Annotated in this window: 16 protein-coding genes; 12 read left to right on the top strand and 4 right to left on the bottom strand. The window is 47.6% G+C overall.

The window, feature by feature from the left end; translation table 11 throughout:
• Positions 1-149: 149 nt before the first annotated feature.
• A complete protein-coding gene (locus NDI33_RS03530; RefSeq protein WP_190674294.1) occupies positions 150-935 on the top strand; it encodes an RNA methyltransferase in 786 nt (261 codons plus the stop codon).
• Positions 936-1,009: 74 nt separating this feature from the next.
• On the opposite strand, the gene NDI33_RS03525 is transcribed toward NDI33_RS03530, so the two are convergent.
• Positions 1,010-1,243, bottom strand: a complete 234-nt coding sequence (locus NDI33_RS03525; RefSeq protein ID WP_190525746.1) for a hypothetical protein — start codon at positions 1,241-1,243, stop codon at positions 1,010-1,012.
• A 262-nt stretch (positions 1,244-1,505) separates the two neighbouring features.
• Here NDI33_RS03525 and lpdA point away from each other — a divergent pair, with 262 nt between their 5' ends.
• The 6 genes from lpdA (at position 1,506) to NDI33_RS03495 (ending at position 8,091) form a co-directional block, all read left to right on the top strand.
• Positions 1,506-2,936, top strand: coding sequence for a dihydrolipoyl dehydrogenase (lpdA, locus tag NDI33_RS03520; protein ID WP_190415525.1), 1,431 nt, complete (start codon positions 1,506-1,508; stop codon positions 2,934-2,936).
• A gap of 122 nt (positions 2,937-3,058) precedes the next feature.
• Positions 3,059-3,940, top strand: a complete 882-nt coding sequence (gene trpC, locus NDI33_RS03515; RefSeq protein ID WP_190674678.1) for an indole-3-glycerol phosphate synthase TrpC — start codon at positions 3,059-3,061, stop codon at positions 3,938-3,940.
• 128 nt (positions 3,941-4,068) lie between these two features.
• Positions 4,069-4,350: a DUF5340 domain-containing protein gene (locus NDI33_RS03510; RefSeq protein WP_190425738.1), complete on the top strand. Its 282-nt coding sequence runs from the start codon at positions 4,069-4,071 to the stop codon at positions 4,348-4,350.
• Positions 4,351-4,615: 265 nt separating this feature from the next.
• Positions 4,616-5,920: a hypothetical protein gene (locus tag NDI33_RS03505; protein WP_190674291.1), complete on the top strand. Its 1,305-nt coding sequence runs from the start codon at positions 4,616-4,618 to the stop codon at positions 5,918-5,920.
• Between the two features lie 209 nt (positions 5,921-6,129).
• A complete protein-coding gene (locus NDI33_RS03500; protein WP_190674288.1) occupies positions 6,130-7,284 on the top strand; it encodes an alanine--glyoxylate aminotransferase family protein in 1,155 nt (384 codons plus the stop codon).
• A gap of 270 nt (positions 7,285-7,554) precedes the next feature.
• Positions 7,555-8,091 (top strand): hypothetical protein, encoded by a 537-nt coding sequence (locus NDI33_RS03495; RefSeq protein ID WP_190674285.1) that lies wholly within the window; start codon positions 7,555-7,557, stop codon positions 8,089-8,091.
• Positions 8,092-8,146: 55 nt separating this feature from the next.
• Here the strand turns inward: NDI33_RS03495 and NDI33_RS03490 are convergent, their stop codons facing one another.
• Positions 8,147-9,997 carry a protein kinase gene (locus NDI33_RS03490; RefSeq protein WP_190674282.1) on the bottom strand — a complete coding sequence of 617 codons (1,851 nt, stop codon included), beginning with the start codon at positions 9,995-9,997 and terminating at the stop codon, positions 8,147-8,149.
• Positions 9,998-10,271: 274 nt separating this feature from the next.
• Here NDI33_RS03490 and NDI33_RS03485 point away from each other — a divergent pair, with 274 nt between their 5' ends.
• Positions 10,272-11,297, top strand: a complete 1,026-nt coding sequence (locus tag NDI33_RS03485) for a DUF389 domain-containing protein (RefSeq protein WP_242033065.1) — start codon at positions 10,272-10,274, stop codon at positions 11,295-11,297.
• A 40-nt stretch (positions 11,298-11,337) separates the two neighbouring features.
• A complete protein-coding gene (locus NDI33_RS03480) occupies positions 11,338-11,844 on the top strand; it encodes a hypothetical protein (protein ID WP_190674279.1) in 507 nt (168 codons plus the stop codon).
• 47 nt (positions 11,845-11,891) lie between these two features.
• On the opposite strand, the gene NDI33_RS03475 is transcribed toward NDI33_RS03480, so the two are convergent.
• Positions 11,892-12,695, bottom strand: coding sequence for a phospholipase D-like domain-containing protein (locus NDI33_RS03475; RefSeq protein WP_190674276.1), 804 nt, complete (start codon positions 12,693-12,695; stop codon positions 11,892-11,894).
• Between the two features lie 273 nt (positions 12,696-12,968).
• On the opposite strand from NDI33_RS03475, the gene NDI33_RS03470 reads away from it, so the two are divergent.
• From NDI33_RS03470 to NDI33_RS03460, 3 genes are all read left to right on the top strand, one after another.
• Positions 12,969-13,907: a hypothetical protein gene (locus NDI33_RS03470; protein WP_190674274.1), complete on the top strand. Its 939-nt coding sequence runs from the start codon at positions 12,969-12,971 to the stop codon at positions 13,905-13,907.
• A gap of 43 nt (positions 13,908-13,950) precedes the next feature.
• Positions 13,951-14,595 carry a Uma2 family endonuclease gene (locus NDI33_RS03465; protein ID WP_190674271.1) on the top strand — a complete coding sequence of 215 codons (645 nt, stop codon included), beginning with the start codon at positions 13,951-13,953 and terminating at the stop codon, positions 14,593-14,595.
• Positions 14,596-14,753: 158 nt separating this feature from the next.
• Entirely contained in the window at positions 14,754-15,758 is a 1,005-nt protein-coding gene (locus NDI33_RS03460) for a folate-binding protein YgfZ (protein ID WP_190674268.1), read from the top strand.
• A 10-nt stretch (positions 15,759-15,768) separates the two neighbouring features.
• On the opposite strand, the gene NDI33_RS03455 is transcribed toward NDI33_RS03460, so the two are convergent.
• Positions 15,769-16,056 (bottom strand): (2Fe-2S) ferredoxin domain-containing protein, encoded by a 288-nt coding sequence (locus NDI33_RS03455; RefSeq protein WP_190674673.1) that lies wholly within the window; start codon positions 16,054-16,056, stop codon positions 15,769-15,771.
• Positions 16,057-16,207: the final 151 nt, after the last annotated feature.

Here is a 16,207-nt window from a genome sequence, read left to right as displayed (position 1 = left end):
GAGATAGGGTAATCAGACGCTAATAAAGAATTTCGTCACTTAGTAACACTCAGAACTCAATCCTTTGCCAGATTGGGAAAAAGTTCTTTCTTGCCTTTTGACACTTTCTCAGTCCTACAGTCCTCAGTCCTCAGTCCTAATTCTTGTTGATGTTGACGAGTCTCCAGAATCCTCTGGTCAAGCAAATTCGTAAGTTACACCGCTCGAAAGAACGGCGGGAGCAGCAAATATTTTTGTTGGAAGGGACGCATTTGCTAGAGGAAGCTTGTGCGGCTGATTATCCGTTAGAAACCGTATGCTTTACGCCCCAATGGCAGGAGCGTCACCAGCAACTGTGGGAAGAAGCTTGTAATCGATGTCAAAGGGCTGAAGTGGTGAGCGAGGAAGTTCTGAAAGCGATCGCTACCACGATTCAACCCGATGGTGTCATCGCTACGGCACCCCGGATGAGCCGCCAGGTGTCCCCATTGCCAGTTACGGGTTTGGGGCTAATTTTGGAAACCGTGCAAGATCCGGGCAACCTCGGCACGATGATTCGTACTGCCGCCGCTGCGGGTGCGGATTGGTTGTGTGTCAGTGAAGATAGTGTGGATCTGGACAATCCAAAGGTGCTGCGAGCCTCTGCTGGACAATGGTTTCGGCTACCGATGCGGATCAGTTCTGATTTGATCGCAGATATCTCTCAGTGTCGGGAACGAGGAATGCAAGTCGTGGCAACTGTGCCTAGTGCGACTTTAACCTACTGGGAGGTAGACTTACGTCGTCCCACGCTGATTTTGATGGGCAATGAAGGTGCTGGATTGTCTTCAGAGTTAGTTTCACTGGCACAGGTGCAAGTGACCATCCCCCTGAGTCCAGGAGTCGAGTCGCTAAACGTGGCTGTAGCAGCTGCTTTGATGTTGTACGAAGTAAAGCGTCAGAATGGCAGAAGTTAGGAAGTAGCCGCTAATCAGTAGTTATGGGTCAACAATGGTTAGTGTTTTTTTCGCTTTTCCCAACCAATTACTCGCTATCCGTTCCCCGATGATTTAGTCTTTTTCTGCATATATTCCTCAATGTCAGCAGCGGCTTGTTCCAGCTCATCTGCTTCAGTCAATTCTTTTTGATGATTACCGCTGTCCGACTCTGACTGGGATCGAGCCGTCTGATTGTCCGGCAATTCCAATAAATCCTGCAATTGCTCAAGCGATTCGCTAAACGCTTTATCGGCGGCGCGACGATGGTCTTGGTCACTCTGATTCATTACGCTGGTTCCACAAACACTGCTTTTGATGGCAGGGCACCCTAGTAATTGACAGCGATCGCTCAATTCGAGCGATCGCTGGATTTCTTTTAGTTTCTAAGATATAACACGCCGCTGAAGGGATGACTCATTCGTAATTTTTTTAGAGAAAATTGTAAGGAGAACAACTTGCACTCTTTCACTCCACAACCGATTGGGGACTTGCGCTCACCGTTGGTCAAGCTGAAAATGAGGAGGGCATCGTCGTCTAGGGGAGAGTAACGTGACTCAAGGATTTGATTACGATTTAGTGATTATTGGAGCCGGTGTCGGCGGACATGGCGCTGCCCTACACGCCGTTTCCTGCGGTCTCAAAACCGCCATTGTGGAAGCAGCCGATATGGGCGGCACCTGCGTGAATCGGGGCTGCATTCCTTCTAAAGCTTTGTTGGCAGCATCCGGTCGAGTGCGAGAGTTACGCAATGCCCACCATCTGAAATCGCTGGGGATTCAAGTTGCAGGCGTTGAGTTTGACCGACAAGCAATCGCAGACCATGCGAACAACCTTGTCTCCAAGCTTCGCGGCGATTTGACAAACAGTTTGAAACGGCTGGACGTTGAAATTCTCCAAGGTCGGGGGAAAATTGCGGGACCGCAAAAAGTCACCATCAGCACGGGTTCGGGTGAAAAAACCGTTACGGCAAAAGACATTATCATTGCCTCTGGGTCAATTCCTTGGGTTCCACCAGGAATTGAAATTGATGGCAAAACTGTTTTTACCAGCGATGACGGCGTGAGATTGGAGTCGCTACCTTCCTGGATTGCGATTATTGGCAGCGGTTACATTGGTCTAGAATTTTCAGATGTTTACACCGCATTAGGCGCTGAAGTCACCATGATTGAAGCGTTACCCCAGCTGATGCCTGGGTTTGACCGGGACATTGCCACGATTGCCGAAAGAGTGCTGATTAAGCCGCGTGACATTGAAACGAAAGTAGGCACGTTGGCGAAGAGTGTTAAACCGGGTTCTCCCGTGGTCATTGAGCTAGCCGACGCCAAAACGAAAGAAGTTGTGGACGTGCTAGAAGTAGACGCTTGCTTGGTTGCTACAGGTCGCATTCCGGATACTAAGGACTTGGGGCTGGATGCTATCGGCGTTGAGACAAATAGAGGCTTTATCCCCGTCGATGACCGGATGGCAGTCTTGTCAAGTGGCGAACCCGTGCCCCACCTGTGGGCAATTGGAGATGCGACGGGCAAGATGCAGCTGGCTCATGCGGCGTCGGCTCAAGGCGTTGTGGCGGTAGAGAATATCTGCGGGCGTCACCGTTTGATCGATTATCACAGCATCCCCGCCGCCGCCTTTACTCACCCAGAAATTAGCTTTGTCGGCAAGACGGAACTGGCGGCGAAAGAAATGGGGAAAGAGGAGGGATTTGAAGTTGCAGTGGCGAAGAGTTATTTCAAAGGAAACTCGAAAGCGATCGCAGAAGGGGAAGCCGACGGGATGGCAAAAGTCATCTACCGCAAAGATACAGGCGAAGTGCTGGGCGTCCACATCATCGGAATGCATGCAGCGGATTTGATTCACGAAGCCGCAAACGCGATCGCTCAACGCAATTCTGTCCAGACTCTGGCATATTTTGTCCACGCACATCCTACCCTCTCAGAAGTATTGGATGAAGCTTACAAACGGGCTGTAGGTTCTCATTAGGGAGAAGAGTCATTCGTGATTTGTCATTCGTCGATTGCTGGTGACGAATGACGAATCACCGTTGACAAATGACCCCTACTAAGCCCCCATTCCCCATGAATAATTGTGCCAAACTAGGAAATATGCAAATTCGCCGCCGTCCCCCAAATCCATCGATTGCCATCAGCACTTTACGCTATCAGGTTGCCGTACCTGATGCCAAACCCCGCCACATTCTGGAGGAAATTGTCTGGCAAAAAGAAACGGAAGTTGACCAGATGCGAGAACGCCTGCCCTTAGTGGAGTTGCGGCGTCAAGTGCAGTCTGCACCTGCACCTCGTGATTTTATCGGTGCTTTGCGGCAAGGGAAGACAAAACCTGCCTTGATTGCAGAAGTCAAAAAGGCTTCTCCCAGTAAAGGTGTGATTCGGGAAGATTTTGACCCAGTGGCGATCGCGACTGCTTACCAGCAAGGAGGAGCCAGCTGTTTATCAGTCTTGACCGATCGAAAATTTTTTCAAGGGAGTTTTGAAAATCTGACGGCTGTTCGCGCTGCCGTAGACTTGCCCGTTTTATGTAAGGATTTCCTAATCTATCCTTACCAAATTTATCTCGCCCGACGCCACGGAGCCGATGCCGTTCTCTTGATTGCAGCAATTCTGAGCGATCAAGACCTCCAATACTTTGTCAAAATTACCAATGCTTTGGGGATGACACCGCTGATTGAAGTGCATACTCTAGCAGAATTAGACCGAGTATTCTCCTTAGAAGGCGTTAGGCTAGTTGGTATAAATAATCGCAATCTGGAAGATTTTTCCGTAGACTTACAAACAACCTGCCAGATTTTAGCGGCGCGAGGTAGCGAGTTGCGCGATCGGGCGATCGCTGTCGTTAGCGAATCGGGTCTGCACACGCCATCTGACCTTCGCTTGGTTGTGCAAGCGGGTGCTGATGCGGTCCTGATTGGTGAGTCCTTGGTGAAACAGTCCGACCCTGCTGTTGGCATCGCCAAGCTGTTTTCCTAGAATGAAAACCCTTTTGCAGGATAAAGGAGGGAGGAGGAAGGATGAAAGATTGAATAAAGAACTTTTTCATTCCCCCTTCCGCCTCATCCTTGCCCAATATCTTGACCCCTATAGGTAAATTAGGTTTCATGGAGCCAATTCCTCTTCCCTCTCGTATCCACTACGAATTACTCCTGCAAGTGTTGGAACGCCACACCTCGTTCGCCGTTAGTCAAAAACCGGCAGTGCGGGAGCAAGTTCACCAGCTGATTAGTACTCTTCGCAAAGCAATGGCTCAACAGAAGCAACTCGAACAAACTTGCGAACGAGCAAATTTACCAATTGATTACCGTTGGTCTCTGAATAACATTGCCTTCGATCAACCACCTTCGCCAGATATTGTCACCGGACACCGAGAACCCAAGGTATAAAAGGTATTGAGATTAGAAAGGGTGTGGGGCGAAGCCAGAGTTGTTAAATACCTGAATTCTGTGCCTAGATGCTGGCACTGATGCTTCGTCCTCAATACAGAAAAATCGCCGGAAAGCCCTAAAATTAGGGTCAATGCTTTCTACTTACTTAAGTGATAAACAGTGATAAACGCTCCGAGAACTGCTAACTGCTAACTCATCACTCGGAAATGCGAGATGGCTGTTGGATGCTCCAAGACCGTTATTGACTTCTGGGAGGTTCGGAGTGACTGAACCAGATTCAGCCGATCGTTTTTGGTTAAATTCAAAGGAAGCTTCAGCAGACGCAGAGGCAACGGATGCTCTTGCTACTCCACAGCCTCACCCCAGCGAATTACCCTCGTTAGAAGACTCACAAGGGCAATCCTGTGAACTGGAGCCTCCAGAACCGCTGGAATTGGCGCGATCGCCCTCGCAAGAACAGCAGCAGTTAGCTCGCATTCATCAGTTGGAGCAGGCGTTGGAGGAATCCCAGGCTTGTGTCAGTGAGTTGAGGCTCCAACTAAGCGAGCAACATCTTTTAGAAACTCAGCTAGCATCGACAGAGGAAGCCGCGAATCTTCAACAGCGGGCGCTCGATCAATTCAAGCAACAGCTTTTCGAGCAGCAGCAAGCGCTAGAGAATCATCAATCGCAAGCGGTTCTCAAAGACGAAACGGTTCAAGAATTGTTAGCGACGATTGAAACTTTAGCTGAGGCGCAGCAAGGGGAATTAGGACGTTTGCGAAGGCAGCTAGCTCAGAGCCGTCAGACTAGCCAAAACAGTCAAACGCTGCTGGAACAAGAGCTAGCGAACCGGCAAACAGCCTTAGAAGCCCAGCAACAACGAGTGCAGGAGCTAGAATTTCAAATTCTGGAAGCTCGAACTGTAATAAGGCGTTTGGAGGTGCAGGCGCTAGAGCAGGAGCAGCAAATGCAGGCGCTTTACCGTAGATGTAGCGATCGCGCTACAGTTATCAATCAGCTAGAAGATCAACTCCAAGAAGCCAACGAAACTTTGGAAGAACAGCAACAACTGTTGGCAAACCTTTCCGAGACTGAAGACTTGGTTGGTGAACAGGATGCAACCATTCAAGCTCTCCACGGACAGATTAAAGACCTAGAAAACCAGCTAGACAAGCAAGCTAAAATTCAGGCTCGATTACAACAAGCTTGCCACGACTTGGCAGAGTCGCGCGATCGCTATCAAGCCCAGACAACCGAATTAGAAACTCACACCGCGACCCTGCAAGAGCAAATTCTCATGCAAGCCCAGCAAGCAAATGAGTACGAAGCCGCCATCCAGTACTGGAAAGACCGTTGCAATGCTAGCCTTCGTAGCGCTCAAAAACTAAAGGATTTCTTGCAACGAGTGCTAGCAGATAGCCCTGAGGATCTGGAAGAACTGCTGATGGCAATAGAACCCCCAACTGTGGCTGAGATTCCTCAGCCAATCAACCGAACTCCTTTATCATCTCCTCAACCCAACAAACATTTACAGGTAGACCTTCCCGCTTTTTTAAGAAAAATCCCACCGGAGAAATTAGAGTAAAGATTTAGCTTTTTGTCAATCTTTCAGTAGTCATTAAGCCCTTACTTGTAAGTACTAGCTCGTAAATAGACTGTAAACCGATTACCCACTACTGACTATCGATTACTCAATTACTCCGAAAAGCTAAAAAGCTGATTGCTAATTGGTGAATGGATTGGAAAAGATATGCGATTCTGGAGTATGCGCTCTTCAAGTTTAAGGACAGATCGATGGACGATAAGTTAATGTTGATGATTCCCGGCCCGACACCCGTGCCGGAACAGGTATTACTCGCCTTAGCCAAGCATCCATTTGGGCACCGCAGCAGTGAATTTAGCAAACTGATGGCTGAGGTGACGCAAAACCTGAAATGGTTGCACCAAACCGAGAATGACGTGCTGATGTTAACTGCCAGTGGCACGGGGGCGATGGAAGCTGGCATCATTAACTTCCTGAGTCCAGGCGATCGCGTTTTGGTTGGCTGCAATGGCAAATTTGGCGATCGCTGGGCAGAACTTAGCCAAGCTTTTGGTCTGAATGTTGATACGGTAAAAGCTGAGTGGGGTCAAGCCCTCGACCCAGAACAATTCCGGGAAAAACTTGAAGCCGATATAGATAAACAAATCAAAGCGGTCATTGTCACCCATAGCGAGACATCCACTGGCGTTCTCAACGACCTGGAAACGATCAATCGTCACGTCAAAGGCCACGGTGAAGCTTTAATGATCGTTGACGCTGTTACCAGCTTGGGAGCGGTGAATCTGCCGATTGATGAATGGGGCATTGATGTGGTGGGGTCTGGCTCCCAAAAAGGTTACATGATTCCCCCAGGACTCGCGTTTGTCTCTGTCAGCCCGAAAGCTTGGGAAGCTTACAAAACGGCTAAGTTGCCCCGCTACTACTTGGATTTGGGCAAGTACCGCAAAGATGCCGCCAAAAACACGACTCCCTTTACCCCTCCGGTGAACTTATTTGTGGGGCTGCACGTTGCCCTGAAAATGATGAAAGCTGAGGGTTTGGAGTCGATTTTTGCCCGTCACCAACGGCTGATGACGGCGACCCGCGAGGCGATGAATGCGCTCTCGTTGCCGCTGTTTGCGCCTGAAGGTGCAGGCAGTCCGGCGATTACCGCTGTGGCACCGACTGGGGTGGATTCCGAGCAAATCCGTAGCGTGATGAAAAAGCGGTTCGACATTGTCCTGGCTGGCGGACAAGACCATCTCAAAGGAAAAATCTTCCGGATTGGTCACTTGGGTTTTGTGAGCGATCGCGATATTCTCGCTGCCGTTGCCGCTTTGGAAGCGACACTACGAGAAGTCGGATACGAAGGCTTTACTCCTGGTGCCGGTGTTGCTGCTGCCGCTAGGATATTTAGCACCCACTAGAGCTGTCTTTTGGGGGTTTGGGTTGCAGGCATTTTATATTGCAGTCTTATTTGAGTGGTGAGATGCCAGCGGTTTAGATCCCGGAATTCTTAGAGAAGTCCGGGATCTCGCCTTTAGTCCGATCTGATTTGTCAGTCAGCCCATCGCGATCGCGCTTTCTCTAACCCAAACGCTCGCATTCTGATTATTATTGGAGTCGGTGCGAATTCAGGGGATGGGGATTCGGTATCATTAGTAAAGATTGTTACCTTTTAACTTGGCGATCTCTCCATGCAAAAAACCAAGTTGATCAGTCAACTTCTTGTTGGCGGGCTGCTGTCCTTTGTCTTGCCGACTCTGGGCAATCAAGCTGTACAGGCACGGCGTACGGTCTCTCTACCAGAGACTAAATGCGTGAGTACTGGCCCTGGTCGTTGGCGTCCCTATAAGTCAGATGTCGCTGTGGGTAGAGCCGTCTACACCAGCCGTCTCAGTCTGGCTCCAGGCAATGCTTTTGTGTCGATGACCTGTAGAATCATGCCGGAGGGTTATGACACTTACTTCCAAACTCTGAATTTGGAATATGGAATGCGGGATAACGACAGCGGTAGTCCTCCCACCACGGTCAATATTTATTTAGATGGACAGCGTAAGCATTCTCGCACGATTGCTCCTGGGCAGAAAGATTCCATGTCATTTGATGTTACTAATGTCAATAATGTGGCGATAGAAACGATCTGTTCTAACAGGTCGCAATATTGCGGTCGCGTTTATTTCTTCCAAGCGGCGCTGGTGCCTTTCCCTCCACCTCCCGATGAGAGCAAGTAGGGAAATGTGCCCGATTTGAGCGGAAAGCGATCGCTTAGCACTTATCTGAGTGTCGTCACAAGGAAGGCTCAGTTGCCGGACTCTCCGTGGGGCTAGGGCTTTCACTCGGACTCTGAATCGGGCTAGGGCTTTCAGTGGGACTAGGACTCTCGGTGGGGCTTTCGCTGGGGCTGGGAGACGGTGTTTGTTCGTTCTGTTTTTGCTCGGCTTGTGCAGCTAATTGGCGTAACCGATCTTGCCAATACCGGATTTGGGGAAGTCCAGGGTCGTTTGCAGCGGCAATTACATCTTGCCACCGACCTTGCTCGAAAGCTCTTTGGGAATCCCGATATATCCCTTGTGCAACTGACCAGTTCAAAGACCACTCTTGCAGCGCTTCCCGCGCTTGTCCGTAAGCAGAACTGTTAGCGGGAATGGATCTAACGAGAGCGATCGCGCCGTCGAAATCTCCCGCTTGAAATTTTTCCGTCGCTTGGGCGATGATCTCCCGTCCCCGATCGACGGCAGGTTTCGGTTTTTCAGGAGAAGGTTTGGAAGTCGTTGTTGGAGTGGGCTGGGGAGCCGTCGAGGCAGATGAGCCACAATCGATATATTTTCTAAATACCCATCCCTTGAGCGGCGAACTAATCGGCACCCACCCATTTTGTGCAGTACCAGTAACAGATAAAATCGTGCCTTGTTTGACGCTGCCTACTACCCTAGCGTTAGGGCTAGAACGTACATTTAATGGCCCATCCGAAACCTTGCAAGTCTCTTGTACTTTGTCTACCACTTCATTCGGATTGCTCTTAGACTCGCCATCAGTCTTTTGTTGCCATTGGGGATAAATAGCGAAGAAGGCCCCTACGCCAAAAACCAGACCAGTCACAACGACCCCCATCGCTAGAGGAAATTTATTAGACGAGGGAGCAACGACAGGAGGATTGTACTCTTGACTAATTGGTTTTGGAGTAGGTTGGGGGCTGGGTTGGGGAGGAACGACTGGAAGAGTTTTCTGTTCAGACGGTGGGGTTGGCGGCGGTGGGGGAGCGGGTGTGTACCCGATGGGTGGATATCCAACCCCCACAGCTTGCTGTCCACCCCCATAGGCTAGCTGTTGCAATTCCTGTAGTGCTTCCGTCGCTGACTGATAGCGGTCTTTGAAGTGGTAGCGGGTCATTTTTGTTAAAAAACCTGCTAACCCTGGACTGACCGCCACTAGATGCTGCCAGAGAATCTCGCCTGTCTGGGGATCTTCGTGCAATTGTAGCGGCATCAATCCCGTCAGTGCCTGGATGCCAATCATACCCAAAGCATAAATATCGCTATTGGGGCGGGGTCTGCCTTGCGCTTGTTCGGTTGGCATATAGCCGGGAGTGCCAATAGCAACGGTGGCACTGGCTTGTGCTTGATTGATGAGTGTTTGAGTTCGCAGTAGCTTGACTGCGCCAAAGTCAACTAAAACTAGCTTGCTATCTGAGTTGCGTCGGATTAAGTTGTCTGGTTTGATGTCGCGGTGGATGACGCCGTTGTAGTGGACAAATTCCAAAACGCTCAAGACTTGTTGCAGCATCTGGATGACTTGACCTTCTTCCCAACGATAACTGGGTGAGAGTTCGGCGCTGAGGGGATGCCCATCGATGAACTCTTGTACCAAGTAAAATTCTTGGTTTTCTTCAAAGTTGGCTAATAATCTAGGAATTTGGTCGTGATTTCCCAGTTGTTCTAGAGTTTCGGCTTCGCTAGTGAATAACCGTCTAGCCGTTTCCAAAAAATGAGGGTCGCTACTAGCAGGCTTGAGGTGCTTGACAACACAAGTTGGGGCACCAGGACGGCGGGTGTCTTTGGCGATGTAGGTTTTTCCGAATCCACCGGCCCCCAAGGCTTGGACAACTTGGTAACGCTGGTCTAATAAACGCCCGATCATGGTGCGACCTGCCGAAAAAAGAATGTACGCTCAATATTAATACCACTCGGATAAACCCAACGAATCCGCAGAGTTTGTCAAAGATTTCACTAATTTTTTCAGATTGGGGTGTGAAGGGTTCAGGAAGCTTGCCTGTAAACACCGATAATTCACTGCTGATTTCCACCCAGAGAAGTAGCTAAATTTTGCGGAGGGATTGCGATCATTGTGAATATTGAGCCTCAAGCGGAGCTTTTATCAGGCTTCAGATAGAATTTTAGGGTATTATTTTCATTTGCTAAAAAATATTCATTGGAAGTGGTCGAAATATCGGCGATGGCGACGAAAGGCACAGCAGGAGTTAGGCGTGCAGCGAGAGGGGCTGTTGGAAGAATCTACGATGGATTTGAACTACATCGTGTTGATTATTGGTTCCTGCGCGATCGCTACTTTGGGATTGTTAACTAACAGTGCGGCTGTCATTATTGGTGCGATGATCGTTGCCCCGTTGATGTTCCCCATTCGCGGATTAGCCTTTGCCGCTTTAGAAGGCGACGTGATTCTGTTTCGCAAAGGGTTGGTTGCGGTCGTCGTGGGGACGTGTCTGGCGATTGTTTTAGCGATGCTTCTGGGTTCCTTTGTCGGACTCCCAGAATTTGGCAGCGAAGTGCTGTCTCGCTCTAGACCGACTCTACTCGATTTGGGAATTGCTGTGGTCGCTGGAGGCATTAGTGGCTTTGCGAAAGTGCAGCCCAAAATTTCTGGGACTTTGGCGGGGACTGCGATCGCTGTGGCACTGATGCCTCCCGTTTGTGTCATTGGTTTGGGGCTTGCCCAAGCGAATTGGTCGCTGAGTCTGGGTGCAGCGCTGCTGTACATGACGAACTTGCTGGGGATTACCCTTGCCTGTATGCTGACTTTTTTATTGTCCGGCTACACCCCTCTAGCGAAAGCGAGGAAAGCCCTAAGTTGGACGCTTGCCTTGACGGCGATTCTCTTGATTCCTTTAGGGATCAGTTTTGTAGAATTACTCCGGCAAGCCCGACTAGAAGCAAGTTTGAAGCAGGCGCTACTGAAGAATACGATTACTTTTCAGCGAGTAGAACTGGTTAAAACTGAGTCCAACTGGTTAACAAACCCCCCTAAAGTTTATCTTACTGTTCGCGCTGAGCAAGTTTTAACTCCTAAACAAGTGCGATTGTTGGAAGAATTTGTTGCCAAAAAGATGGGTCAACCTTTTACCTTGATTTTTCAAGTTAGTCAAGTCGAAACGGTACAGCGAGAAGCTCCAGCCTCGTCACCATCTTTACCTAAACCTTAAGTTTTTTCTATCACATTTTTTTCAATTTTATAAGATAAAAATGATGCCAAAGTTCACAAATATTACGAGTTGGGAGCAAGCTGAATTGCTCATGCAACCAGCTTTTATCCGAATCATCGACCAGATTCGCAAACAGCTAGACCAATCAAGCTGGAAGGGAACTTACCAAGATGTGTTGATTTGGCCTGAGGGGACGCCGGAGGAAACTAAAACCACTTTTACGTTATTAAGAGAACAGCTTGCATCTGCTTCTCCAGAGGAAGCTGCGGAGATAGAACAAGCATTGGTAGCAATGCCTAATCCCTATCCTGGTTATCTACTTTGTTTGAAGCATCAAGACCAGCAAGTTACTGTTGATTTGTGGGAACTTTGTTATCAAGTCTGTTTTCGCAATTACACGCAAGCGATCGCTCACCCAGAAAATCAGGAAATTGAGATTGATACTAGCTTAATTGAAGAGGACACTGGCGATGTAGATTGGAACCTCTTGGACGCTAAAGCGCGACAGCTAGTAGAGAAGGTGTTTGCGGACTTACCAGCTAGTTAAAAAGTCCGCAAGTTAAAAGATGAGGGGAGGGCGCGATCGCTTTTTCTTCAAGCGGCAGTTTCGTCGGGCAGATTATCTATACTAATTGCGATCGCGTCTCCGTATTCGCTCAAGTCAGCCCAAACAGGCGAAAAGTAGCGGTTATGGAGGTTGATAACCTTTTTAACATCGGTGATAACTTCTAACTCATCAAGACCTTTTTCAGCTTTCCGCCACGCAGTTTGGGTGAAGTTAGCGCTACCTTTGAAAGCAAGTAAGCCATCAATCACGACTAATTTTTGATGAGGTAATTCATCCCATCTGTGATTTGAAGCGCAAACAGTTTTTATTTCCAGATTTGGTGCTTCGTTTTTATACCATTCTAATTCAGGTAATAGCCAAGCTTGATCGGGAGGTAGAGAGACAATTCCTCGTATTTCAACCCGCTGTGCTGCCATTTTCAGAAAGCCCAGAAATTGATGGCTAATCCCCCAACTGGTGATATGGACAAAACACTGTGCTTTGTTTAATGCTTGTAACAAGCCTTTAAGCGGTGGATAGTCCGGACTGTACATTACATTACTTGCTATCGTTGCCAGATGCTTGCAGTGTTCAATGGGATCTTTCATCTCAATATAAAGACCTTGATTCCGGAAATACGATTGCAATTTCTCAATTTGGAAGTTGCTGCAAGTAACATACTGAACCTGGCAAACTGGGCAGTAAATCTGCCGCTTCTGGTTCCGCTGCATTCCGGGCAAGATAGCAAGGCATTTTTGGCAATGTGCCTGTGGTTTCTGAAATGTTAGAAGGCTTATGATATCAAAGCTGGAGGGAACGAAAACAATGTTTTTAATAGCTTCTGGGGTCATCTTGATTGTCATGTGTACTAAGTAATTGAGTCCAGTATGCAAATTCGACTAAGGCTAATCCAGCGAAGTCTAAGCAGTTAAACTATGAATTTAAAGTTTTCTGATACGCTGCTTTGGGAAAGGCAGTGATGGCAGGCTTTTTAATCTTCAAGAAGCTTCAATTGCTGAAATATGCTAAGTAGCTTAAGATCAGTGGGAATTCCTTATCTTCCCGAAAGTGACCCTAAACATCCGCATCGGGAAATTAAGCTACGTTAACTATTGCCTCTACAAATGCCAAAACGTAATCGTGGTTACATCCTCACTCCTAAAGGAGCGAAAAAGCTCAATGAGGCGAAGCGAGAGCGGGAAACTCAGCATGGTGAGCGGTGTACTCAGGAAAAAATGCGAGACCTGACCCGTACTTTTAAAGAGGATGGTTTAGACACTGGCACTATTAGGAAAATATTGAAAGGTGAAAAAGGAGTTGATAAGGAGTCTATTCGCTGTCTCTTTAGTGCTTTCAGCATGCAACTAGATGATGACGACTTGGAACAAGTAAAGCAAAATGATGTACCTAACTTAATCTCATCAAGCATGAAGGAGAATGAAACAGGGGAGGCTCTAATGTTGTTGGCTACCAGTATGCTAGAAAAACTGGGTTTCAATAAATTGTTTAAGATGACTGGTTCATTGCAAAACAGAGGCTATCGATTCCATGCTCCTTATGACGGAGATAAACGCCATCAACTAATTTTATTCCAACACGAAGATAGTTTAAGTCTTTGTATTCCTCATTACATATTAGAACCATATTTACTAATACTAAAATATTGGATAGATAGTAAAGTTTTAGAAGAAGCTGAGGAGGTTATAGCAGGAAAGTTTTTGGTCTTGCCTTCTAAAAAGGATGTTTTTTTAGAGTTATTACACCCTAACTATTGGAACCTTTTAGAAGTGGAAGGTCATACAATAGGTACTTTTTATCTGAATGAAGTCGAAACTTGGCTCTATGGTGATGACCATTACGATAAAGTTTTACCGAGCATTATTTTAGATGAGTTTTGCCCGGAAAACCTGAGTAATAGCGACACTTATCTAATACTTAATGAAAATAAACTTTTTCCCTACACATGGCAGATGTGTATTCGTTCAAGTGAAGTTTTACAAGAAGTTATAATTTATTTTGGTAAGCTTTTGATAAATGCTGCTTGGGATCAAATGCCTTTTTAGAAAAAAAGATACCCATTAAATCACGTTATAAAAAACCTTAACTATGAGTGGATTACAAACAAAAATATCGACAAATACTTGGGTTGTAGCCAGTTGGGATGAATATATCCATGCGATTGAAGACCCGCAACTAGAACAAGCGAAAGGCTATTACCACAATGGACAATTGAGGATAGAAATGTCACCTATCGGCTCTGACCACGCCAGCGATCACACTATTATTATCTTTGCTGCTAACCTGTTTGCTACCCTCAAAGGCATTCCTATAAATGGACGGGATAACTGTACATTCAGAAAAACAGGCGTTCAAGAAAGTCAACCAGATGTGTCTTATTATATTGGTGAAAATGCTGATGTAATCCCTTGGGGAACCTCAATCATTGACTTAGACCAATATCCAGCGCCAGATTTAGTAATTGAAATTGCTAATACTTCACTATCTGATGATATCGGGCAAAAACGGCTACTATACGAAGATTTAGGAGTGGCAGAATATTGGGTGGTAGATGTTGCGAATATCAGAATTATTGCTTTTACCATCACCTCTGCTGGGGGAAGTCAAAGAATTACTGAGTCTCAGGTGTTGCCAGGATTAGCAATTTCAGTGCTAGTGGAAGCTTTACAGCGCAGTCGTCAAGAAAATCAAAGCTTAGTTGGTGCTTGGTTATTATCCCAATTTCAGCAGTAACTATTGCCTGATGTCCTTACTCAGAGCAATTCGCACTGTATGTTAGCTTCAGATTGAGTACGAGATTGAAGCCGATTAGTCTTATTTGATAAGATTTTTAAGTCCGAGAATCTAGCAGAAATGCTAGGTAAAAATTGAAACGATTAGCAACAATCACCATGCCTACATCTGCAATTGACGGCAATTTTGACGACAAAAGTGCAGCAGCTATCCAAGCGGCGCGGGAGGGGGTTGCTGTATGCGATCGCTCTCATTGGGGACGGATTCAAGTTTCCGAAGGCGATCGCATCCGATTTTTGCACAACCAGAGTACAAACGACTTTCAGCGACTCAAGCCAGGACAAGGCTGCGATACGGTTTTTGTCACATCAACGGCGCGAACGATTGACTTAGCCACCGCTTATGTGATGGAAGATGCAGTGCTGCTGCTGGTTTCACCCAATCGGCGCGAGAAGCTGATGAAATGGCTAGACCAATACATTTTTTTCGCTGACAAGGTGCAATTAACCGATGTAACTGATAATACTGCTACCTTCAGCTTGATTGGGTCAGGGAGTGATGCCCTATTAGAACAGTTGGGTGCGGGTGTCATGATTGGGCAACCGGATGGTTCTCATCAGCAATTGACGGTGGGGGATATCGAGGTGCGGGTAGCTGTGGGCAGCGGTTTGGCAACGCCGGGATACACGCTGATTCTCTCTGCTGCTGATAAGGAAACGCTGTGGAATACTTTAGCGCAAGCTGGGGCAGTGCCGATGAGCGATCGCGTCTGGGACCATCTGCGAATCGAACAAGGACGCCCCGCACCTGACCTTGAACTCACTGAAGATTACAATCCTCTAGAGGCAGGGTTGTGGCAAACCATCTCCTTTGAAAAAGGCTGCTACATCGGACAGGAGACAATTGCCCGTTTAAACACTTATAAAGGGGTCAAACAACACCTTTGGGGCGTCCGACTCAACACACCCGCCCAACCAGGAAGTGTAATTAGCGTTGGAGAGGAAAAAGTCGGCAAACTTACCAGCTATACCGAAACCGACCAAGGTTCCTTTGGACTCGGCTACGTCCGCACCAAAGCCGGTGGTGAAGGGCTGAAAGTACAAGTAGGAGAAAGCGAGGGTGAACTCGTCGCGGTGCCATTCGTGACACACGACTACGTTTAGGGGCAATACGCTACGAACGCTGGTGAAATTTGCCATAAAGCATTGCTGCAACAGGTTTTCCGCCCCGCAAATGTCGTTCTATCACTGTTGGCACTTCATCGGGATGGACGTGGTTGTACCAAACCTCTTCTGGCATCACCAATACCATCGGACCGTTGCCACATTGTCCTAAACATTGGCTCCCTGTTACAGTGACGTCGGGAACTTCAGACGCCTGGAAAGCTGCCAAAACTTTAGCTGCACCCTGCTTGCGGCAGCTGCGGTTTTGGCAGATCAAAATACTTTTAGAGCAAGACAAGGTAAAGGTTAGAAAAATTTCCGCTCCTTTGGGTAAGAAGCCGAAGCCTACAATTCTAGGGTAGCTCAGGCAGATTCCCACCCAGGGCAAGGCAATTGCACGAGACAACGATGCTAGGTTAGCGGCAATTTCGGTAGAGTAAGCGATCGCG

The organism is Trichocoleus sp. DQ-A1 (assembly GCF_039961955.1).
Classification (GTDB): domain Bacteria; phylum Cyanobacteriota; class Cyanobacteriia; order Cyanobacteriales; family FACHB-T130; genus FACHB-T130.
The sequence above is the reverse complement of the archived record's forward strand: the minus strand, read 5'-3'. Positions and strand labels throughout refer to the sequence as shown.